Source organism: Pseudoalteromonas sp. N1230-9 (assembly GCF_032716425.1).
In the GTDB taxonomy this organism is placed as follows: Bacteria; Pseudomonadota; Gammaproteobacteria; order Enterobacterales; family Alteromonadaceae; genus Pseudoalteromonas.
The window spans coordinates 384,504-400,291 of sequence record NZ_CP090419.1 but is presented as its reverse complement, the minus strand read 5'-3'; the positions used below and the strand labels follow the sequence as shown (position 1 = coordinate 400,291).

Genomic DNA, 15,788 nt, shown 5'->3' with positions numbered 1-15,788 from the left:
TACGCTAGCTTCATCCATTTTAGGTTCCTTACCACTTGCCGTTCCTTAGCAATTATCCGTTCACTTTTTCCATAAAGCGTTGCCATTGTGCGCTTGTCCATAACGCCTTGTTACTTCCTTGCTTTCCATTATGCTTTGCTACGTTTTCCATTATGTAACTCCTTGCGGTTTATAATCCGTTATTCCTACAGCTTTTCCATGCTGTGCTCCTAAGTCATCCTTGTGTGCAATTATCGTTTAGCAATGATATACACAGCATGAATCAAGCCTGGAATGTACCCTAATAAGGTTAAAAGAATATTAATCCAGAATTGTGCACCTAAACCTACCTGTAAAAATACACCTAAAGGGGGAATTAAAACTGACAATATAATGCGAATTAAGTCCATGATTCACTCCTTGAAAACAAAATAAAAACCCAGCCAAAGCTGGGCTTTCATTAATTACTTATTATTCAGCAACAATCGTTAACTCATCGATTACTTTGCGAACATCTTCAGCATTTTCTGCAATGCTTACTGCAAGCTGTTTTTCAGCTTCTGATTCAACGGTACCTTTAAGGGTTACAACACCTTTGTCAGTATCTACATCGATATCAGTACCACCTACTTCAGAATTAAATAGGAAGCGAGTTGTAATCACAGTGCTTATTTTTGCATCTGTTAAATCACTTTCAGCTGAATCACCTTTCTCTTTTTTGGCATGCTTAGCTTTCATGTCTTTTACGACTGTAAGCTTGTTTTCAACATCAGTTACGCCATCTAAGCTTAATACCAGCTCTTCTGCTAACTCTTTATCAAGCTCACTATTCACTTTACCAGTTAGTACAACCTTGCCATTTTTTACATCTGTGTTGATGTCAAAGTTGTTTAGATTTGTGTTCATTAAAAGAACAGTTTCTGCCTTACCATCAATCCAAGCGTCTTTACTTTCATTTTCCCAGCTGCTTGCCTGAGCTGACATGCTAGTAGCACCAATAACTAACGCGGCAATCATAGACTTGTTGAATGTATTCATAATCTTTCTCCTTTTGATTAAAGACACATTACTTAATGCGACTTTGATGCCAACTATTTATCACTTTAATATCAATAGGTTACACTTTAATCTATTCAAGACACATATTCTCCTCGGTAACAATTTACAGGCTGCTCGGTAATAAGTTCACAATGTTGCAAAAATAACCAATTAATTGCAGATAATATTAATCTATGGTTAATTTAACGAAGTGCTAATAAACCAAAAAACACAACAACTTGATTTTTATATAAATAAAATTTGGCCTAAGCTTTGCTTTATATCGAATAACAGAAGAATCACTTTATAATCACAACAGGGAACTACCATGGCCGTTAAACTTGAAGATCGCCCAATCGATCAAGTAAGAGAAGAAGTCATTGACCAACTCATTTATAACTACAGTCATGCAGTTATTTCAGCTGAAGCATTTGAACGCCGACTAGATCAAGCAATGGCAGCCACCAGCAACGAAGTACTTGTTGAGCTTGTTGCTGACTTAGCGCTAAAAGCTGATACAGATTACAAATCGCATAAACATGCGCAATTTAAACCTCACTACAGCCATAGCAGTGACAACGAAAACTTACAACTACGCAGTATTCTTGGTTCAAATGAGCGTAGCGGCCAGTGGCTTGTGCCAAAAGAAATTCACCTAACAAACTGCTTAGGCTCAATCGAACTCGACTTTAGCGAAGCGATTTTCCAGCATCAGCATGTCACTATTTACGTAAACTGTATTTTAGGTAACGACGAAATCTACGTGCCTGAACATGTCAATGTGCTATCTAAACTGTTTAGCGTTATTGGCAGCGTAGAAAACAAGTCAGTCGCTCTAAATAAAGGTCAGGGCCCAACCATTACCATTGAAGGTAACGTATGGCTAGGCTCAGTAGAGATCAAAGTAAAGCGTACCATGAAAGAAAAGTTCATCAGCTTTGCCAATAGCCTAAAAGCCAGTTGGAAAGAAATGAACAAGGTGCAGTAAAAGTTGCGAGATATTGTAGGCGCGATTTTACATCGCGCAATAGGTAACAAATGACGCGTGGTAAACCTGCTGCTACAACTACCGCGCGAAATGAATTTCACGGCGAGATCAAAGATCATTATTCCTTTCACTTGGAATATCACTGAAATATTCTACAAACTCCACTTCAAAACCTGCGGGGTCGATAAAATAAACATTTTTACGGTATGGATTTTCTGGGCCGTGTTTATCAATTTCATAACCGGCTGAAACAAGACGTTCAATGACGGCATTAATGTCGTTTGTTACATAAGCAAAATGGGCAAGGCCAACTTGATGACCCGCTAAATCACGATTTTCATCTTCACCGTTATCACTTAATGCAAGGTATTGGTAATCATCACCAAAGTGCAGCCATTTGCGTGGTTTTCCAGACCATGTGCTGTCACCTTGACTACGCACACGCCAGTGCGGGAATGCGACTTTATAAAAGTGCAGCATGGCATCAACATTACTAACAACAAGGTTTACGTGTTCTAAATACATGGTAGTTTTCCTTTTTATTTTTAAACTGCCATCAAGATAAAACCTCAAGTTAGGTTTAGGTAAAGCGTTTTTTCAAATAAAAAAGCCCCACTAAAGTGAGGCTCTTAAAAAATGATTAGTTATTGATGAATTAACTACCCGCAACCTGCATTTGTTCAATTAATACAGAGCCTGTTTGAATACCGCCACGACGCTCAATGTCACCACCTAAGCCAACGACCGCTTTAAACATATCTTTTAAGTTACCAGCAATTGTGATTTCACTTACAGGATATTGGATTTCACCATTCTCAACCCAGAAACCCGCTGCGCCACGTGAGTAATCACCAGTCACTGTGTTCACACCTTGGCCCATAAGTTCAGTTACCAATAAGCCTGTGCCCATGGTTTTTAATAGCGCTTTCAAATCGGCATGGGTTTGTTCAACTAGCCAGTTATGAATACCACCAGCATGACCCGTTGGTGCCATCGATAGTTTACGCGCTGCATAGCTTGCTAACAGGTAAGTTTGCAGCTCACCACCTTGAATAATTTCACGATCGACAGTTTTTAAACCTTCAGCATCAAACGGCGAAGACGCTAAACCTTTTAATAAATGCGGGCGCTCAGAGATATTCACACAATCGCTAAATACTTTAGTTCCTAAGCTATCAAGCAAGAAACTCGATTTACGATAAAGCGCACCACCGCCAATTGCCGACACTAAATGGCCGAATAATGAATTGGCAATATCCGCTCTAAAAATAACAGGCACTTTCATGGTACCGAGCTTTTGGCTATTAAGTTTAGCCAAGGTTTCTGTTGCTGCTTCGAGACCCACTTTTGTAGCGTCATTTAAATCATCTTTATGGCGCGCTACGGTATAGGCAGAATCGCGCTGCATTTGCTCGCCTTCTTTACCAATCACCATAGTGCTAATGCTATGACGCGTACGCGGGTAACCTGCAATCATGCCATGGCTGTTACCATAAACACGTAAACCTTGGTGAGAAGAAAAACTTGCACCGTCTGAATTTACAATACGCTCATCGGCGTTTAGTGCCGCCTGCTCTGCTTGATGACAAAGTTCAATACCTTGCTCTGGGCTTACTTCCCACGGGTGGTATAAATCTAAATCGAGCGGCGCAAACTCAAGTAGCTCTTTATCAGCAATTCCATTGTATGGATCGTCAGAAGTAAATTTTGCAATATCAATGGCTTTTTCAACCACTGTACGTAATGTTTTAGGGTTTAAGTCGGCCGTTGAAGCAGAGCCTTTGTTATTACCCACATAAACACTGATACCTAAGCCACCGTCTTGGTTAAACTCTATTGTTTCAACTTCGCCCATGCGTGTACTGACAGACAAACCTGACGTGCTCGACATCGCCGCTTCTGCTGCTGTTGCACCGAGCTTTTTTGCATGCTCGAGTACTTCGCTGACCGCGTCTTTAACTTCAGAAATGTGTTGATAAATAGGATCTTTCATCTTGTGTGTCCTAGGTTCTGCTATTTTTTATAGTGTAACGAATGCTAACACACTGCGAGACGTGCATCAGCTAATATTAATCATTAACTAAATGACGTATAATAGCGAATAGTTAAGTTTACTGAATGAGCATCCTTATGGCGAAGAAGAAAAAGCCACTTATCGAAGAAGAAATTATTTACGTATCAAAAAGCGAATTAAAACGTGAAGCCATGCAATATCATGGTCTGGGTGCTGAAATCGCAAAAATGCCGAAAAAGCAACGTGATCGTTTACCGCTCAATCACGATTTAAAAGAAGCGTTAGTTGTTTCTGATAAGGTCAGTGATAAAAGTGATGCTTACCGCCGTAACTTAAACTACATCGCAAAAGTATTACGTAGCACAGAAAACGTGGACGAAATTCAGGCCATGATCGACATCATGCTGAACAAAAATAACCAAGCTGATGTGTTAATGAATAAAATCGAAAAGCTTCGAGATGATTTAATCAAGCAAGGTGACGACTTAATTAATCCAACTATTGAGCAATATCCAGCACTTGAGCGCCAAAAAATGCGCCAGTTAGTACGCGGCGCTGCCAAAGAAGTAAAAGCAGAAAAACCAGCTAAGAGTTACAAAGAATTATTCCAGTATCTGAAAGATGCAATTATGGTTTAAATCCCTTCGCGCGAAATAAATTTCATGCCTACATCAAATGTCGGCTGAAAGCTGACAACTCCTAAAACAAAAAAGGCTCTGAGCGTTCACTCAGAGCCTTTTTAATTCAATTATCAATTACCAGATTTTTACGCGATCTTCTGGTTTGATATACATCTTGTCGCCTTCTTTCACATCAAACGCCTGATAGAATTCTGGCATATTTGAAAGAATACCGATTACACGGTAATGGCTTGGTGAATGTGGGTCTGTCATTAAGCGGTTACGTAACTCTTCGTCACGGTATTTACGACGCCAAATTTGTGACCACCCCATAAAGAAACGCTGATCACCTGTGTAACCATCAATGATAGGCGCTTTTTCATCACCCAGTGATAATTGATAAGCAGTATAGGCAACTGTTAGACCGCCTAAGTCACCAATGTTTTCACCAAGTGTAAGCTCACCATTTACGCTAGCATCTTCAAATGGCTTATATTCATTGTATTGAGCAACTAACTGGCCGGTGCGCTCTTCAAACTGTTCAAGGTCTGATTCGCTCCACCAGTTACGTAAGTTACCGTCACCATCGTACTTCGCACCTTGGTCATCAAAACCATGACCTAGCTCGTGACCAATTACCGCACCAATTGCACCATAGTTAACAGCATCATCTGCTTCTAAGTTAAAGAATGGTGGTTGTAAAATAGCCGCAGGGAATACAATTTCATTGTTCACAGGGTTGTAGTAAGCGTTTACTGTTTGCGGTGTCATGTGCCACTCAGAACGATCAACAGGCTTACCTAGTTTTGCAGTCATATCTGCAAATTCCCACTCGCTATGGCGAATGTAGTTACCCACTAAGTCATCACCTTTCATTTCAAGTGCTGAGTAGTCTCTCCACTTATCTGGGTAACCGATTTTTGGTGTGAACTTATCAAGTTTTGCTTTAGCAGCAATTTTTGTTTCTGGGCTCATCCATTCAAGGTTTTCAATCGCAACGGCGTAACCTTTGATTACGTTATCAACTAACTCTTCCATGCGTGCTTTCGCTTCAGGTGGGAAGTTGTCTTTAACGTACACTTTACCCAGCATTTCACCTAATACACCGTTTGATGCATCAACGGCTTTTTTCCAAAGTGGTGATTGCTCTGTCACACCACGAAGTGTTGTGCTGTAGAAATTAAAGTTAAGATCAACGAGCTCTTTATCTAATAACGCAGAATAATTACTAACAAAGTGGAACTTAAGATAGTTCTGCCAAGTTGCTAAGTCTGTATCGCTATAGATACCTGCAAATTTTTCTAGGTAACTAGGTTGACGAACAATGACATCTTCAGTCTTGATGCCTGACGCATCAAGGTAAGCAGCAAAATCAAAGTCACCAGTAAGTTTGTTGGCATCTGCAACGCTCATCTTGTTGTAAGATTTAGTTGCATCACGACTTTCTACTCGGCTCCACTGTGCATCAGCAATACGTGTTTCAAGATCAATAATAGCTTTAGCCGCAGATTCTGCATCAGCGACACCCGCTTTGCTTAAGATAGCAGTTACGTATGCTTGATAAGCTTCACGAATTTTTGTGAATTTTTCATCATCTTTTAGGTAGTAGTCGCGATCGGGTAAACCTAAGCCAGACTGATAAACATACATCGCGTTTTCGCTAGAGTTTTTTGCGTCGTTATTTACGTACCAACCAAACGGCAAGTTACCGCCTTTAATACGAAGTTCAGCCATTAAAGCAACAAGATCGGACTTGCTCTTTACAGCATCAACGCTTTCAAGTACTGGTGATAATGGCTTGATGCCTGCCGCTTCACGAGCAGCTTCATCCATGTAACTGTTATAGAATGCAGCGAGTTTTGCTTCATCAGAACCTGGCTTAACATTGGTATTTGCCGCCGCTTTTTCGAGTACTTCTTTCATCGCTTTTTGCGAATCATCATAAAGCTGAGTAAATGAACCGTAGTTTGATTTATCACCTGGAATATCTGTTTTTTCTAACCATTCACCGTTTACATGATAGTAAAAGTCATCTTGTGCGCGAACAGACTTATCCATGTTCGCCAGTTCAATACCTGAATTTAAAGGCGCTTTTGCTTCAGTGACGGCAGCAGTTGCTGGTGCTTTAGTTTCTTGTTCTTTTTCACCACAACCAACAAGACCGAGCGCAAGTGCAATACTTGCCGCGGTAAGTGTTACTTTTTTCATGAGGTTCCCGTACTTATCGTATAGTTAGAGGTATCTTCGAAATACTACAAATAGGCAGTCTTTCGCTTTGTCCATCATAAACCTCTCAAGCAAAACAATAAAATCGAATATGTAACAATTCTTATCAAAAGCGATGAGTCGCATATTTAAGCGATAGTGGGAAACAAATAGACGCTTATTTTGTAAGGTCGCAATTACTTAAATAAAGATAATAGTTACCTTACAAACATCCGCAGGTCGAAGCTCAATCATCTATTGTATTTGGGCTTTATAGTTTAGCTATAAAATGATTTATACCAAGTAACCAACTTTGTTACACCCTCTTCTAAACCAATAGCTGGTTTGTAACCTGTTGCAGCAAATAAGTCTTGAGTATCTGCAAACGTTTTATAAACATCACCCGGTTGCATTTCTCGGAAGTTTTTCTTTGCTTCAATACCCAGCTCAGACTCGATTGCTTCAATAAACTTCATTAGATTTATAGGGCTACCATGACCAATGTTATAAACACGGTACGGAGCAGAACTTGTCGAAGGTGACCCCGTTTCTACTCGCCAGTGTTCATCACGCTCTGGAATAGCATCTGACGCCCTAATAACGCCCTCAACGATATCATCAATATAAGTAAAATCGCGCCACATATCGCCATTGTTATTGATATCTATCGCTTCACCTGCAAGCATCTTTTTAGTAAAAATAAAAGGCGCCATATCTGGGCGACCCCATGGGCCGTACACAGTGAAAAAGCGTAACCCTGTGGTGGGTAAATCATATAAATGCGAGTAACTATGCGCCATTAACTCATTCGCCTTTTTAGTTGCCGCATAAAATGACACAGGATGATCAACGCTATCTTTTGTTTCAAATGGTGTTTTTTCATTTAAACCATATACAGAACTAGAAGACGCATACACTAAATGTGCTACCTTGTTATGGCGACATCCCTCTAAAATATTTAAGTGTCCAACTAAGTTTGAATCAGCGTATGAATCAGGGTTTTCAATCGAATAACGTACACCAGCTTGAGCAGCCAAGTGAATAACGCGTTCAAACTTTCCTACTTCGAATAACTCAGCCATTTCAACGCGATTCGCTATATCAAGCTTTTTAAAAGAAAAGCGCTCATGAGATTCAAATTGAGCCAATCGAGCCAGTTTTAAGTTAACATCGTAATAATCATTTAAATTATCGATACCTATAACATCATGCCCTGCGGTCAATAGTCTTTGGCACGTCGCAGCACCAATAAAACCCGCGGCTCCGGTGACTAAATATTTCATTGTTAACCTTAAAAAAGAGGTTCAGCACTAAACGCTGACAAAAAACAAAAGTGTAGGTCAAAAAACACTGAATAGAGAAGCTATGATACCGTAAACAAGTAAGGCATATAATATTAGAATATATTTATCATACGCTATTTAGTGTAATTTTATTTTATCTCAGGACTTTTGATAGAGAAAGAGGGAATTACACACCACCAAGCGGACAATAGCTTGCAGGGCGCGTTTTCAACATAGCACAAACTATAATCTTTGCGCGAAGGAAACTTCGCGCCTTCATCTAGATTTAAAGCGCATATTTTTGCTTTATCTTTTCGACTATTTCTACATTGGCAGCAGGAAAAGCATAAGTATCAAGTTCATTAATTGCTACCCACTTACCTTGTTGCCCCTCAGCGCCATGAGCAGTGCCTGTGAAGTTGTCAACAATATGCACATCTAAGCGTACGCATTTATCGCCGTAGTCATGTTCGATCACGATTAGCTCTTCACTGCCATTAACGGTTAGATTTACTTCTTCTAGTAACTCGCGCTGTAGCGCTGTAAATACGCTTTCGCCCTGCTCTACCTTACCGCCGGGGAATTCCCACAAGCCGCCTTGGTGTTTGTCATCTGGACGTTTACAGATAAATAGCTGCTGATCTTTATAAATAACGCCGACTGCAACATGCACTATTTTTTTAGTCATTTTATATTTCCTCAATCATAAAAAAAGCGACGCAAGCGTCGCTTTTTATCTCAATGCTTAGGTTACTTTAATTTACCGCAACACTGTTTGAATTTTTGACCTGAACCACAAGGACACGGTTCATTACGACCGACTTTTGGTTCTGCACGATGGCTAACCACAGCATCTTGTGGTGTTTCGCCACCAAGGTGCTCTGCCTCTTCGTGCTGGTATTCACGCGGTGCATTTTCGCTCTTACGATGTTGCTCTTCAACTTTCTCAACATCTTCTTCAGCGCGAACTTGTACTTTACTCAAAATACCGACAACGTCGACTTTTAAGTTCTCAAGCATTTCAGAGAATAACTCGAACGACTCACGCTTATATTCTTGCTTCGGATTCTTCTGTGCATAGCCACGTAAGTGAATACCTTGACGAAGGTGATCCATCGCTGCCAAGTGATCTTTCCAGTGCTGGTCTAGGCTTTGTAGCATAATTGCTTTTTCGAATTGACGTAGGACAGACTCACCTACCATCTCTTCTTTTTGCTTATATGCTTGCTCAACCGCTTCTTCAATGCGCTCACGAAGTTTTTCTTCGTACAGTTTATTATCATCAGCTAACCATTGTGCAATAGGTAGCTCGATTAAGAAATCCTGCTTTAAGCGCTCTTCTAGGCCTGGAATATCCCACATTTCAGCTAGACTTTGTGGTGCAATATATTGGTCAATCGTACCGTTTAGCACATCGCCGCGAATTGCAGTAATAGTTTCTGAAATATCGCCTTCTTCAAGTAGCTCATTACGTTGTGAGTAAACAACACGACGTTGATCGTTTGCTACATCATCGTACTCAAGTAATTGCTTACGAACATCGAAGTTACGCGCTTCAACTTTGCGTTGTGCGTTTTCGATTGCACGGTTAACCCAAGGGTGCTCAATCGCTTCACCGCGTTGCATACCTAGCTTACGCATCATGTTCGTCATGCGCTCACCAGCAAAGATACGCATTAACGCGTCATCCATTGATAAGTAGAAACGGCTTGAACCTGCATCACCTTGACGACCCGAACGGCCACGTAACTGGTTATCGATACGGCGAGATTCGTGACGCTCAGTACCAATGATATGTAAGCCACCCGCTTCGATTACCGCGTCGTGACGTTTTTGCCACGCTTCTTTAATCGCTTTGATTTGCTCATCCGTTGGCTCTTCAAGCTTTTCAACCTCACTTTGCCAGTTACCACCTAACACGATATCGGTACCACGACCGGCCATGTTAGTTGCAATGGTTACTGTGCCAGGTAAGCCCGCGTCAGCAACGATGTCTGCTTCTTGCGCATGGAATTTCGCATTGAGTACGTTGTGCTTAATTTTTTCTTTACGTAAGAACTGCGATAAGTACTCAGAACTTTCGATAGAAATAGTACCCACAAGTACCGGTTGACCGCGCTCTTGACAATCTTTGATATCAGCAAGGATTGCTTCGTACTTTTCTTCTTGTGTAAGGTAAACAAGGTCAGCACGATCGTCACGGATCATCGGTTTGTTAGTTGGCATTACAACTGTGTCTAGACCGTAGATAGACTGGAACTCAAACGCTTCTGTGTCTGCTGTACCTGTCATACCCGCTAATGTGTCGTATAAACGGAAGTAGTTTTGGAATGTGATTGATGCCAATGTTTGGTTTTCGTTTTGAATGCGTACACCTTCTTTTGCTTCAACAGCTTGGTGTAAACCTTCTGACCAACGGCGACCTTCCATTGTACGGCCTGTGTGCTCATCTACGATGATAACTTCGTTTTCTTTAACAACATAATCAACGTCTTTTTGATACAGTTTGTGAGCACGAAGCGCCGCATACACATGGCTTAATAATGTGATACTTGAAGCTGAATAAAGTGAATCACCTTCTTCGATTAAGCCGCGCTCAATTAATAGCTCTTCAACTTTAATTTGACCACGTTCAGTTAAGTGAACTTGCTTAGACTTTTCATCGATAGTGAAGTCGCCGTCACCTTCAACGCCTTCTTCATCTTCTTTTTCTTGTAGCTCAAGATCAGGCACAATTTTATTGATTTCGATGTAAAGCTCAGAGCTGTCTTCAGCAGGGCCTGAGATAATAAGCGGCGTACGCGCTTCATCGATTAGGATTGAATCCACTTCATCCACTACCGCGTAGTAAAGTGGGCGTTGTACACGCTCTTCGATGCTAAATGCCATGTTATCGCGAAGATAATCAAAGCCAAATTCGTTATTAGTACCGTAAGTGATATCAGCAGCATAAGCGATTTTCTTTTGCTGTGGCATCATACCTGGTACGTTACAGCCCACTGTTAGGCCTAAGAATTCAAATAATGGGCGGTTAGTTTCGGCGTCACGTTTTGCAAGGTAGTCATTCACGGTAATTACGTGAACACCTTTACCTGTTAAACCGCGAAGGTAGGCAGGTAATGTTGCTGTTAGTGTTTTACCTTCACCGGTACGCATCTCTGCGATGCGACCTTGATGTAAAACCATACCACCAAGTAGCTGTACGTCGAAGTGACGCATGCCGTTTACACGCTTAGATGCTTCACGTACCACAGCAAATGCTTCTGGTAAGATATCATCTAGGCTTTGTCCGTTATCGTAACGCTCTCTAAATTCTGCTGTTTTTGCTTTTAGATCTTCATCAGAAAGCGCTTCTAATTGCGTTTCAAGCGCATTGATCAGTGCGACCGTCTTTCTTAGGTTTTTAATAGTGCGGTCATTGCGACTACCAAAAATCTTGGTAAATAAATTAGATATCATGATAAAACCGTTACAATATATTCTTTGTTAGCTAGTCGTTAGCTAACCCACTTTCTTTAATTGATAATTAATATGCGCTTATGCTCATGATGTAGGGCATATTAATTAACAATTTATCAGTACGCTGTTTAAAACACAGCTTATTTCGTGCGCTATCATACCAGAGTCTGCGCAACATCAAACCTTCTGTGTGTGAAGATATGGATTTTCAGCAAGAAAATTTAAAAATTAGCCGTAATCTTTGATCTAATGCGTAAAAATTAAATCACTGAGTAGATATGGCGACAATCGAAATAAAATCAAGATCAGGAAAGAAAAAAGGCGAATCTGAGGGCCCAATGCTTGGCAAGGCGCACTTTGAATTCAAGTAAACCGCAGCCCTCGTGTGAAGTAAATTTCACGCCTACACGTTACTTCTTACGGCCATGTTGCGCTAAACGCTCTAACTTCGCTTTTAACGACGGTGGTGCATCTGCGGCGATAGCGTTGAGGTAATCGGCTGTTTGCTCGCTCATTTGACGTTTTGTAACTGGTTTTTTATCTTGTTCTGATTTCGCTGACAAACGCTGGGTTGCTTGTGGGTTAGCAGTAATTTTAATTTGTCCGAGTTCAGCCATGCCTGCCTTTCGAAAGTGCGAAAGCATGTCCATTTTTAAATAATTTAAGCGCAGCGCAAACGGGGCAGAGACCGCCTCAATCATCAAAGTGCCGTCACGATAATTACTCACTCGGCATTTTTTTGATAATGTTTCGCCTAAAAAGTCATTCAGTATAGCTTGTTGACTCGATAGCCCTTGCGCCTTGCCTGCATAGGACGCAAGCCGGCTATTGAGCCCTGCCATAATATCGCCCAGCGCTTTAGGCGCATACCTATCTTTTGCCATCGCCCACTCTACTTAAACAATGTAATACCACAAATGACAATATACCATTGAGGTAAAGGGGATGCGAGTAAACATTACTCGCTAAAATAATGCCCACAGAATGGCTCCAACCGTAAATAAACGATTCAATATTAAAACGCCTCCTACGTTTTGTTTGTTTCTGATAGACTCAGATTTTGTTTTTTATTTAATAGATATAATGGCACAACATTCTCTCACTTTAGTTGTATTAGCTGGTGGCTTAGGTAGTCGCTTTGGCGGAAATAAACAAATCGCTGAAATTCCAACTCTTGGTCGCACAATCATGGAGCTAAGTATCGCCGATGCAGTCAAAGTGGATGTTAGCCAAGTTGTGATCATTATTAATCAAAAAATTCGTGCTGAACTTGAGGCCACAATCTTACCTCGGCTTCCTGATGACCTCGATATTGTATTAGTTGAGCAAAGTATTGATGCGTTACCCGATAAGTTCAGCCACCTAGCTGCAGATCGCATCAAGCCATGGGGAACTGGGCATGCACTGCTTTGCGCAAAGCCTTATGTACATAACCCTGCGATTGTGATCACCGCTGATGACTATTATGGCGATACTTCGTTTGAAATAGTTGCTGAGCACTTTAAGCACAGCACGCAATGGGCCATGGTTGGTTATCCTATTAGCCAAACTCTGTCAGATGAAGGGGGAGTTAACCGTGGGCTATGTGAGGTAGATGAACAGCAGCAACTCACTAATGTGATTGAATACTTAAATATTGAACGCGAAAATGCCACTCTCTACGGCGATACACCGCAAGGTAAAAGAGTGGTAATTACAGATGACTCACTAGGCTCCATGAGCTTTTGGGGAATAACTCCCGATGTGTTCAATTACTTAGAAAGCGGCTTTTTTGAGTTCCTAGAAAGTAATGACAACGGTGTCACAAAAGAGTATTATTTGCCCGACCAAATCCAAGCCGCCATCCAAGGTAAACACCAATCTGTCATTGTCTATAAAGCACAATCACCTTGGTATGGTGTGACTTACAAATCAGAGCTAGAAAAGGTTTCGAAAAAGCTTTATGAATTATATCACGGAAGAAATAGCAGTCATCGCCTCAGTGCAATCAAAAATGAAGAGTGAACTCTCAATGAAGTCAAACCCTGTAGCTGAGCATTTATCTCAGTGCTATGGCCTAAACGACGCCAATATTAGCTTAAAGCCAATTGGAAATGGTCATATAAACACAACCATGCTACTTAAAACAGATGATCAGGCCTTGGTGGTACAAAAGTTAAATACGGATGTATTTCCAGCCCCTGAGAAGCTCGTTGAGAATGCACGTTTAATAGAACAGCACTTAACTAAGAAAAATAATAATGGTGAGTATGATTTAGATATTATTCGTCACGTACCCACTATTGAAAATGACTTTTTGGTTGAATATGACCAAGGAGTATGGCGCGCACTCGAATTTATTGGCGGCAGTTATAGTGAAGATGTTGTAGCCAGCATCTCGCAAGCACAAACTGCGGCCAATGCATTTGGTCAATTCGCCCTTGCTCTGCAAGATTTTCAGGCTGAACAGTTACACCATGTTATTCCTAACTTTCATAACCTAGAAATGCGATTTGATGCCTTCAAAAAAGTGCTAGAGCAAAACCCACTGAACAGAACTGCACTATGCCAAGACGATGTTGATTTTTGCTTAGAACAGCAAAGCCTCGTTGCAGAACTAAAAGCGCTTGAAGGCACCATTCCTTTAAGACCTTGCCATAATGATACCAAAATCAACAATATGCTGTTTTGCACAAAGTCAGACAGTGCGAAAGCGGTGATCGATCTTGATACCTGTATGCCAGGCTATTGGCTGTTTGATTTTGGCGATATGGTACGTACATTCTGTTCACCTGAGCAAGAGGATTCTACTAACTTAAATAATGTTCGCGTGCGTGAAGAAATTTTCGCAGCAATTGTAAAAGGCTATGTTGAACCGCTGCAAAATGTGATCACCGATGCTGAAAAACAAAGCTTTTGGCTAGGCACCAAAGTTATGACGTTTATGATTGGCTTACGCTTTTTGACTGACTTTATTGATGGTGATAATTACTTTGCCACTAAACATGCGAACCACAATTTAGAGCGGGCTCGTAATCAGTTTGCACTGTATCGCGATATTCTTGATAAAGAGCATACCCTTAAAGCGATTTTAGAAATCAATAATTAAGGTTGTTGCGCGACATAAAGTCGCAACTACTTGTATCTAATTTAGTCAATAACGATTAGAAACAAAAACGCCTGCATTAATGCAGGCGTTCTGTGTACTCTAAACCAGCAAACAGTATTAAACCGCTTTTAAATGAGCTGGCTGTGGTGCAACTGCTTGTGCAACAAACTCTGAAAACTCAGCACCTAGCTTTTCATCACGCATACCGTATTCGATGATTGCTTTTAAATAGCCTAGCTTGTCACCACAGTCGTGTGAACGGCCACTCATGTGGAACGCTTCGACTATTTCAGCTTCCATCAATGCATCGATTGCATCTGTTAATTGAATTTCGCCACCAGCCCCTGCCGAGGTTTTTGCTAGGATAGGCCAAATAGCTTTAGACAATACATAACGACCAACAACCGCAAGATTCGATGGTGCTTCTTCAGTTTTTGGCTTTTCTACCATAGTTTTGATCGGTGCGCTTTCGCCAGCTTTAATCGTCACTCCACCAATATCAGCAATACCATATTTACTAACATCTTCAGCTGCAACAGGCTCAAGCATGATTTGGCTTGCTCTGACTTCTTTGAAGCGTTTAATCATGGCTGCAATATTTTCTGTTTTTTGATCAGCGGTATAGCTATCAAGAATGACGTCTGGTAGCACAACAACAAAGTCATCATCACCTACAATAGGTTTCGCACATAATACCGCATGACCAAGCCCTTTTGCTTCGCCTTGACGCACATGCATAATCGTCACATCATCAGGGCAAATAGAGCGTACTTCTTCTAATAAAGTGCGTTTAACACGCTTTTCGAGTGTCGCTTCGAGCTCAAAGCTGGTATCAAAGTGGTTTTCAATGGCATTTTTAGAGCTATGTGTTACAAGCACAATCTCTTTAATGCCTGCCGCTACACATTCATCAACAATGTATTGAATAAGAGGTTTATCGACAAGCGGCAACATTTCCTTTGGAATGGCTTTGGTCATTGGAAGCATACGAGTTCCAAGACCCGCAACAGGGATAACAGCTTTCATATTAAGTCCTTTTTTAAATATTAACTCAAATTTATAACTAAGTTAGCAGTGTAAAGCTTGCTCGAATATGAACAAATCATCACTTTTA

14 protein-coding genes are annotated in these 15,788 nt (G+C 41.0%); 4 read left to right on the top strand and 10 right to left on the bottom strand.

Features of this window, described 5'->3' with window-relative positions; translation table 11 throughout:
• Positions 1-230: 230 nt before the first annotated feature.
• Both LY624_RS01925 and LY624_RS01920 read right to left on the bottom strand, forming a co-directional pair.
• On the bottom strand, positions 231-389 hold the full coding sequence (locus tag LY624_RS01925) for a YqaE/Pmp3 family membrane protein (protein ID WP_064971745.1): 159 nt from the start codon (positions 387-389) through the stop codon (positions 231-233).
• Positions 390-450: 61 nt separating this feature from the next.
• Positions 451-1,017 carry a BON domain-containing protein gene (locus LY624_RS01920; protein WP_130151643.1) on the bottom strand — a complete coding sequence of 189 codons (567 nt, stop codon included), beginning with the start codon at positions 1,015-1,017 and terminating at the stop codon, positions 451-453.
• A 328-nt stretch (positions 1,018-1,345) separates the two neighbouring features.
• Here LY624_RS01920 and LY624_RS01915 point away from each other — a divergent pair, with 328 nt between their 5' ends.
• Positions 1,346-2,005, top strand: coding sequence for a LiaF domain-containing protein (locus tag LY624_RS01915; RefSeq protein WP_341803748.1), 660 nt, complete (start codon positions 1,346-1,348; stop codon positions 2,003-2,005).
• A 108-nt stretch (positions 2,006-2,113) separates the two neighbouring features.
• Here LY624_RS01915 and LY624_RS01910 read toward each other — a convergent pair whose 3' ends face one another.
• Positions 2,114-2,530, bottom strand: coding sequence for a VOC family protein (locus tag LY624_RS01910; RefSeq protein WP_130151641.1), 417 nt, complete (start codon positions 2,528-2,530; stop codon positions 2,114-2,116).
• Positions 2,531-2,660: 130 nt separating this feature from the next.
• Positions 2,661-3,998 carry a metalloprotease PmbA gene (gene pmbA / locus LY624_RS01905; RefSeq protein WP_341803747.1) on the bottom strand — a complete coding sequence of 446 codons (1,338 nt, stop codon included), beginning with the start codon at positions 3,996-3,998 and terminating at the stop codon, positions 2,661-2,663.
• 137 nt (positions 3,999-4,135) lie between these two features.
• Here pmbA and yjgA point away from each other — a divergent pair, with 137 nt between their 5' ends.
• The gene (yjgA, locus tag LY624_RS01900; RefSeq protein WP_341803746.1) at positions 4,136-4,657 is read left to right on the top strand and encodes a ribosome biogenesis factor YjgA; all 522 of its coding nucleotides are present in this window, start codon (positions 4,136-4,138) and stop codon (positions 4,655-4,657) included.
• A gap of 117 nt (positions 4,658-4,774) precedes the next feature.
• On the opposite strand, the gene LY624_RS01895 is transcribed toward yjgA, so the two are convergent.
• From LY624_RS01895 to LY624_RS01875, 5 genes are all read right to left on the bottom strand, one after another.
• Positions 4,775-6,847, bottom strand: coding sequence for a M13 family metallopeptidase (locus LY624_RS01895; protein WP_130151639.1), 2,073 nt, complete (start codon positions 6,845-6,847; stop codon positions 4,775-4,777).
• Between the two features lie 275 nt (positions 6,848-7,122).
• The gene (locus tag LY624_RS01890) at positions 7,123-8,127 is read right to left on the bottom strand and encodes an NAD-dependent epimerase (protein WP_341803745.1); all 1,005 of its coding nucleotides are present in this window, start codon (positions 8,125-8,127) and stop codon (positions 7,123-7,125) included.
• 286 nt (positions 8,128-8,413) lie between these two features.
• Positions 8,414-8,815, bottom strand: a complete 402-nt coding sequence (gene mutT, locus LY624_RS01885; protein WP_341803744.1) for an 8-oxo-dGTP diphosphatase MutT — start codon at positions 8,813-8,815, stop codon at positions 8,414-8,416.
• 62 nt (positions 8,816-8,877) lie between these two features.
• A complete protein-coding gene (gene secA, locus LY624_RS01880; RefSeq protein WP_341803743.1) occupies positions 8,878-11,586 on the bottom strand; it encodes a preprotein translocase subunit SecA in 2,709 nt (902 codons plus the stop codon).
• A gap of 410 nt (positions 11,587-11,996) precedes the next feature.
• Positions 11,997-12,470: a DUF721 domain-containing protein gene (locus LY624_RS01875; protein ID WP_341803742.1), complete on the bottom strand. Its 474-nt coding sequence runs from the start codon at positions 12,468-12,470 to the stop codon at positions 11,997-11,999.
• Positions 12,471-12,669: 199 nt separating this feature from the next.
• On the opposite strand from LY624_RS01875, the gene LY624_RS01870 reads away from it, so the two are divergent.
• Together LY624_RS01870 and LY624_RS01865 are read left to right on the top strand one after the other, a co-directional pair.
• Entirely contained in the window at positions 12,670-13,590 is a 921-nt protein-coding gene (locus tag LY624_RS01870) for a nucleotidyltransferase family protein (protein WP_341803741.1), read from the top strand.
• 7 nt (positions 13,591-13,597) lie between these two features.
• Entirely contained in the window at positions 13,598-14,674 is a 1,077-nt protein-coding gene (locus LY624_RS01865) for a phosphotransferase enzyme family protein (RefSeq protein ID WP_130151633.1), read from the top strand.
• A 117-nt stretch (positions 14,675-14,791) separates the two neighbouring features.
• Here LY624_RS01865 and galU read toward each other — a convergent pair whose 3' ends face one another.
• Positions 14,792-15,700 (bottom strand): UTP--glucose-1-phosphate uridylyltransferase GalU, encoded by a 909-nt coding sequence (gene galU, locus LY624_RS01860; RefSeq protein ID WP_130151632.1) that lies wholly within the window; start codon positions 15,698-15,700, stop codon positions 14,792-14,794.
• Positions 15,701-15,788: the final 88 nt, after the last annotated feature.

What these genes read in the sequence shown, in the direction of transcription:
- LY624_RS01925 (WP_064971745.1), bottom strand. Translation starts at nt 389, where the DNA reads ATGGACTTAATTCGCATTATATTGTCAGTTTTAATTCCCCCTTTAGGT.
- LY624_RS01920 (WP_130151643.1), bottom strand. Translation starts at nt 1,017, where the DNA reads ATGAATACATTCAACAAGTCTATGATTGCCGCGTTAGTTATTGGTGCT.
- LY624_RS01915 (WP_341803748.1), top strand. Translation starts at nt 1,346, where the DNA reads ATGGCCGTTAAACTTGAAGATCGCCCAATCGATCAAGTAAGAGAAGAA.
- LY624_RS01910 (WP_130151641.1), bottom strand. Translation starts at nt 2,530, where the DNA reads ATGTATTTAGAACACGTAAACCTTGTTGTTAGTAATGTTGATGCCATG.
- pmbA (WP_341803747.1), bottom strand. Translation starts at nt 3,998, where the DNA reads ATGAAAGATCCTATTTATCAACACATTTCTGAAGTTAAAGACGCGGTC.
- yjgA (WP_341803746.1), top strand. Translation starts at nt 4,136, where the DNA reads ATGGCGAAGAAGAAAAAGCCACTTATCGAAGAAGAAATTATTTACGTA.
- LY624_RS01895 (WP_130151639.1), bottom strand. Translation starts at nt 6,847, where the DNA reads ATGAAAAAAGTAACACTTACCGCGGCAAGTATTGCACTTGCGCTCGGT.
- LY624_RS01890 (WP_341803745.1), bottom strand. Translation starts at nt 8,127, where the DNA reads ATGAAATATTTAGTCACCGGAGCCGCGGGTTTTATTGGTGCTGCGACG.
- mutT (WP_341803744.1), bottom strand. Translation starts at nt 8,815, where the DNA reads ATGACTAAAAAAATAGTGCATGTTGCAGTCGGCGTTATTTATAAAGAT.
- secA (WP_341803743.1), bottom strand. Translation starts at nt 11,586, where the DNA reads ATGATATCTAATTTATTTACCAAGATTTTTGGTAGTCGCAATGACCGC.
- LY624_RS01875 (WP_341803742.1), bottom strand. Translation starts at nt 12,470, where the DNA reads ATGGCAAAAGATAGGTATGCGCCTAAAGCGCTGGGCGATATTATGGCA.
- LY624_RS01870 (WP_341803741.1), top strand. Translation starts at nt 12,670, where the DNA reads ATGGCACAACATTCTCTCACTTTAGTTGTATTAGCTGGTGGCTTAGGT.
- LY624_RS01865 (WP_130151633.1), top strand. Translation starts at nt 13,598, where the DNA reads ATGAAGTCAAACCCTGTAGCTGAGCATTTATCTCAGTGCTATGGCCTA.
- galU (WP_130151632.1), bottom strand. Translation starts at nt 15,700, where the DNA reads ATGAAAGCTGTTATCCCTGTTGCGGGTCTTGGAACTCGTATGCTTCCA.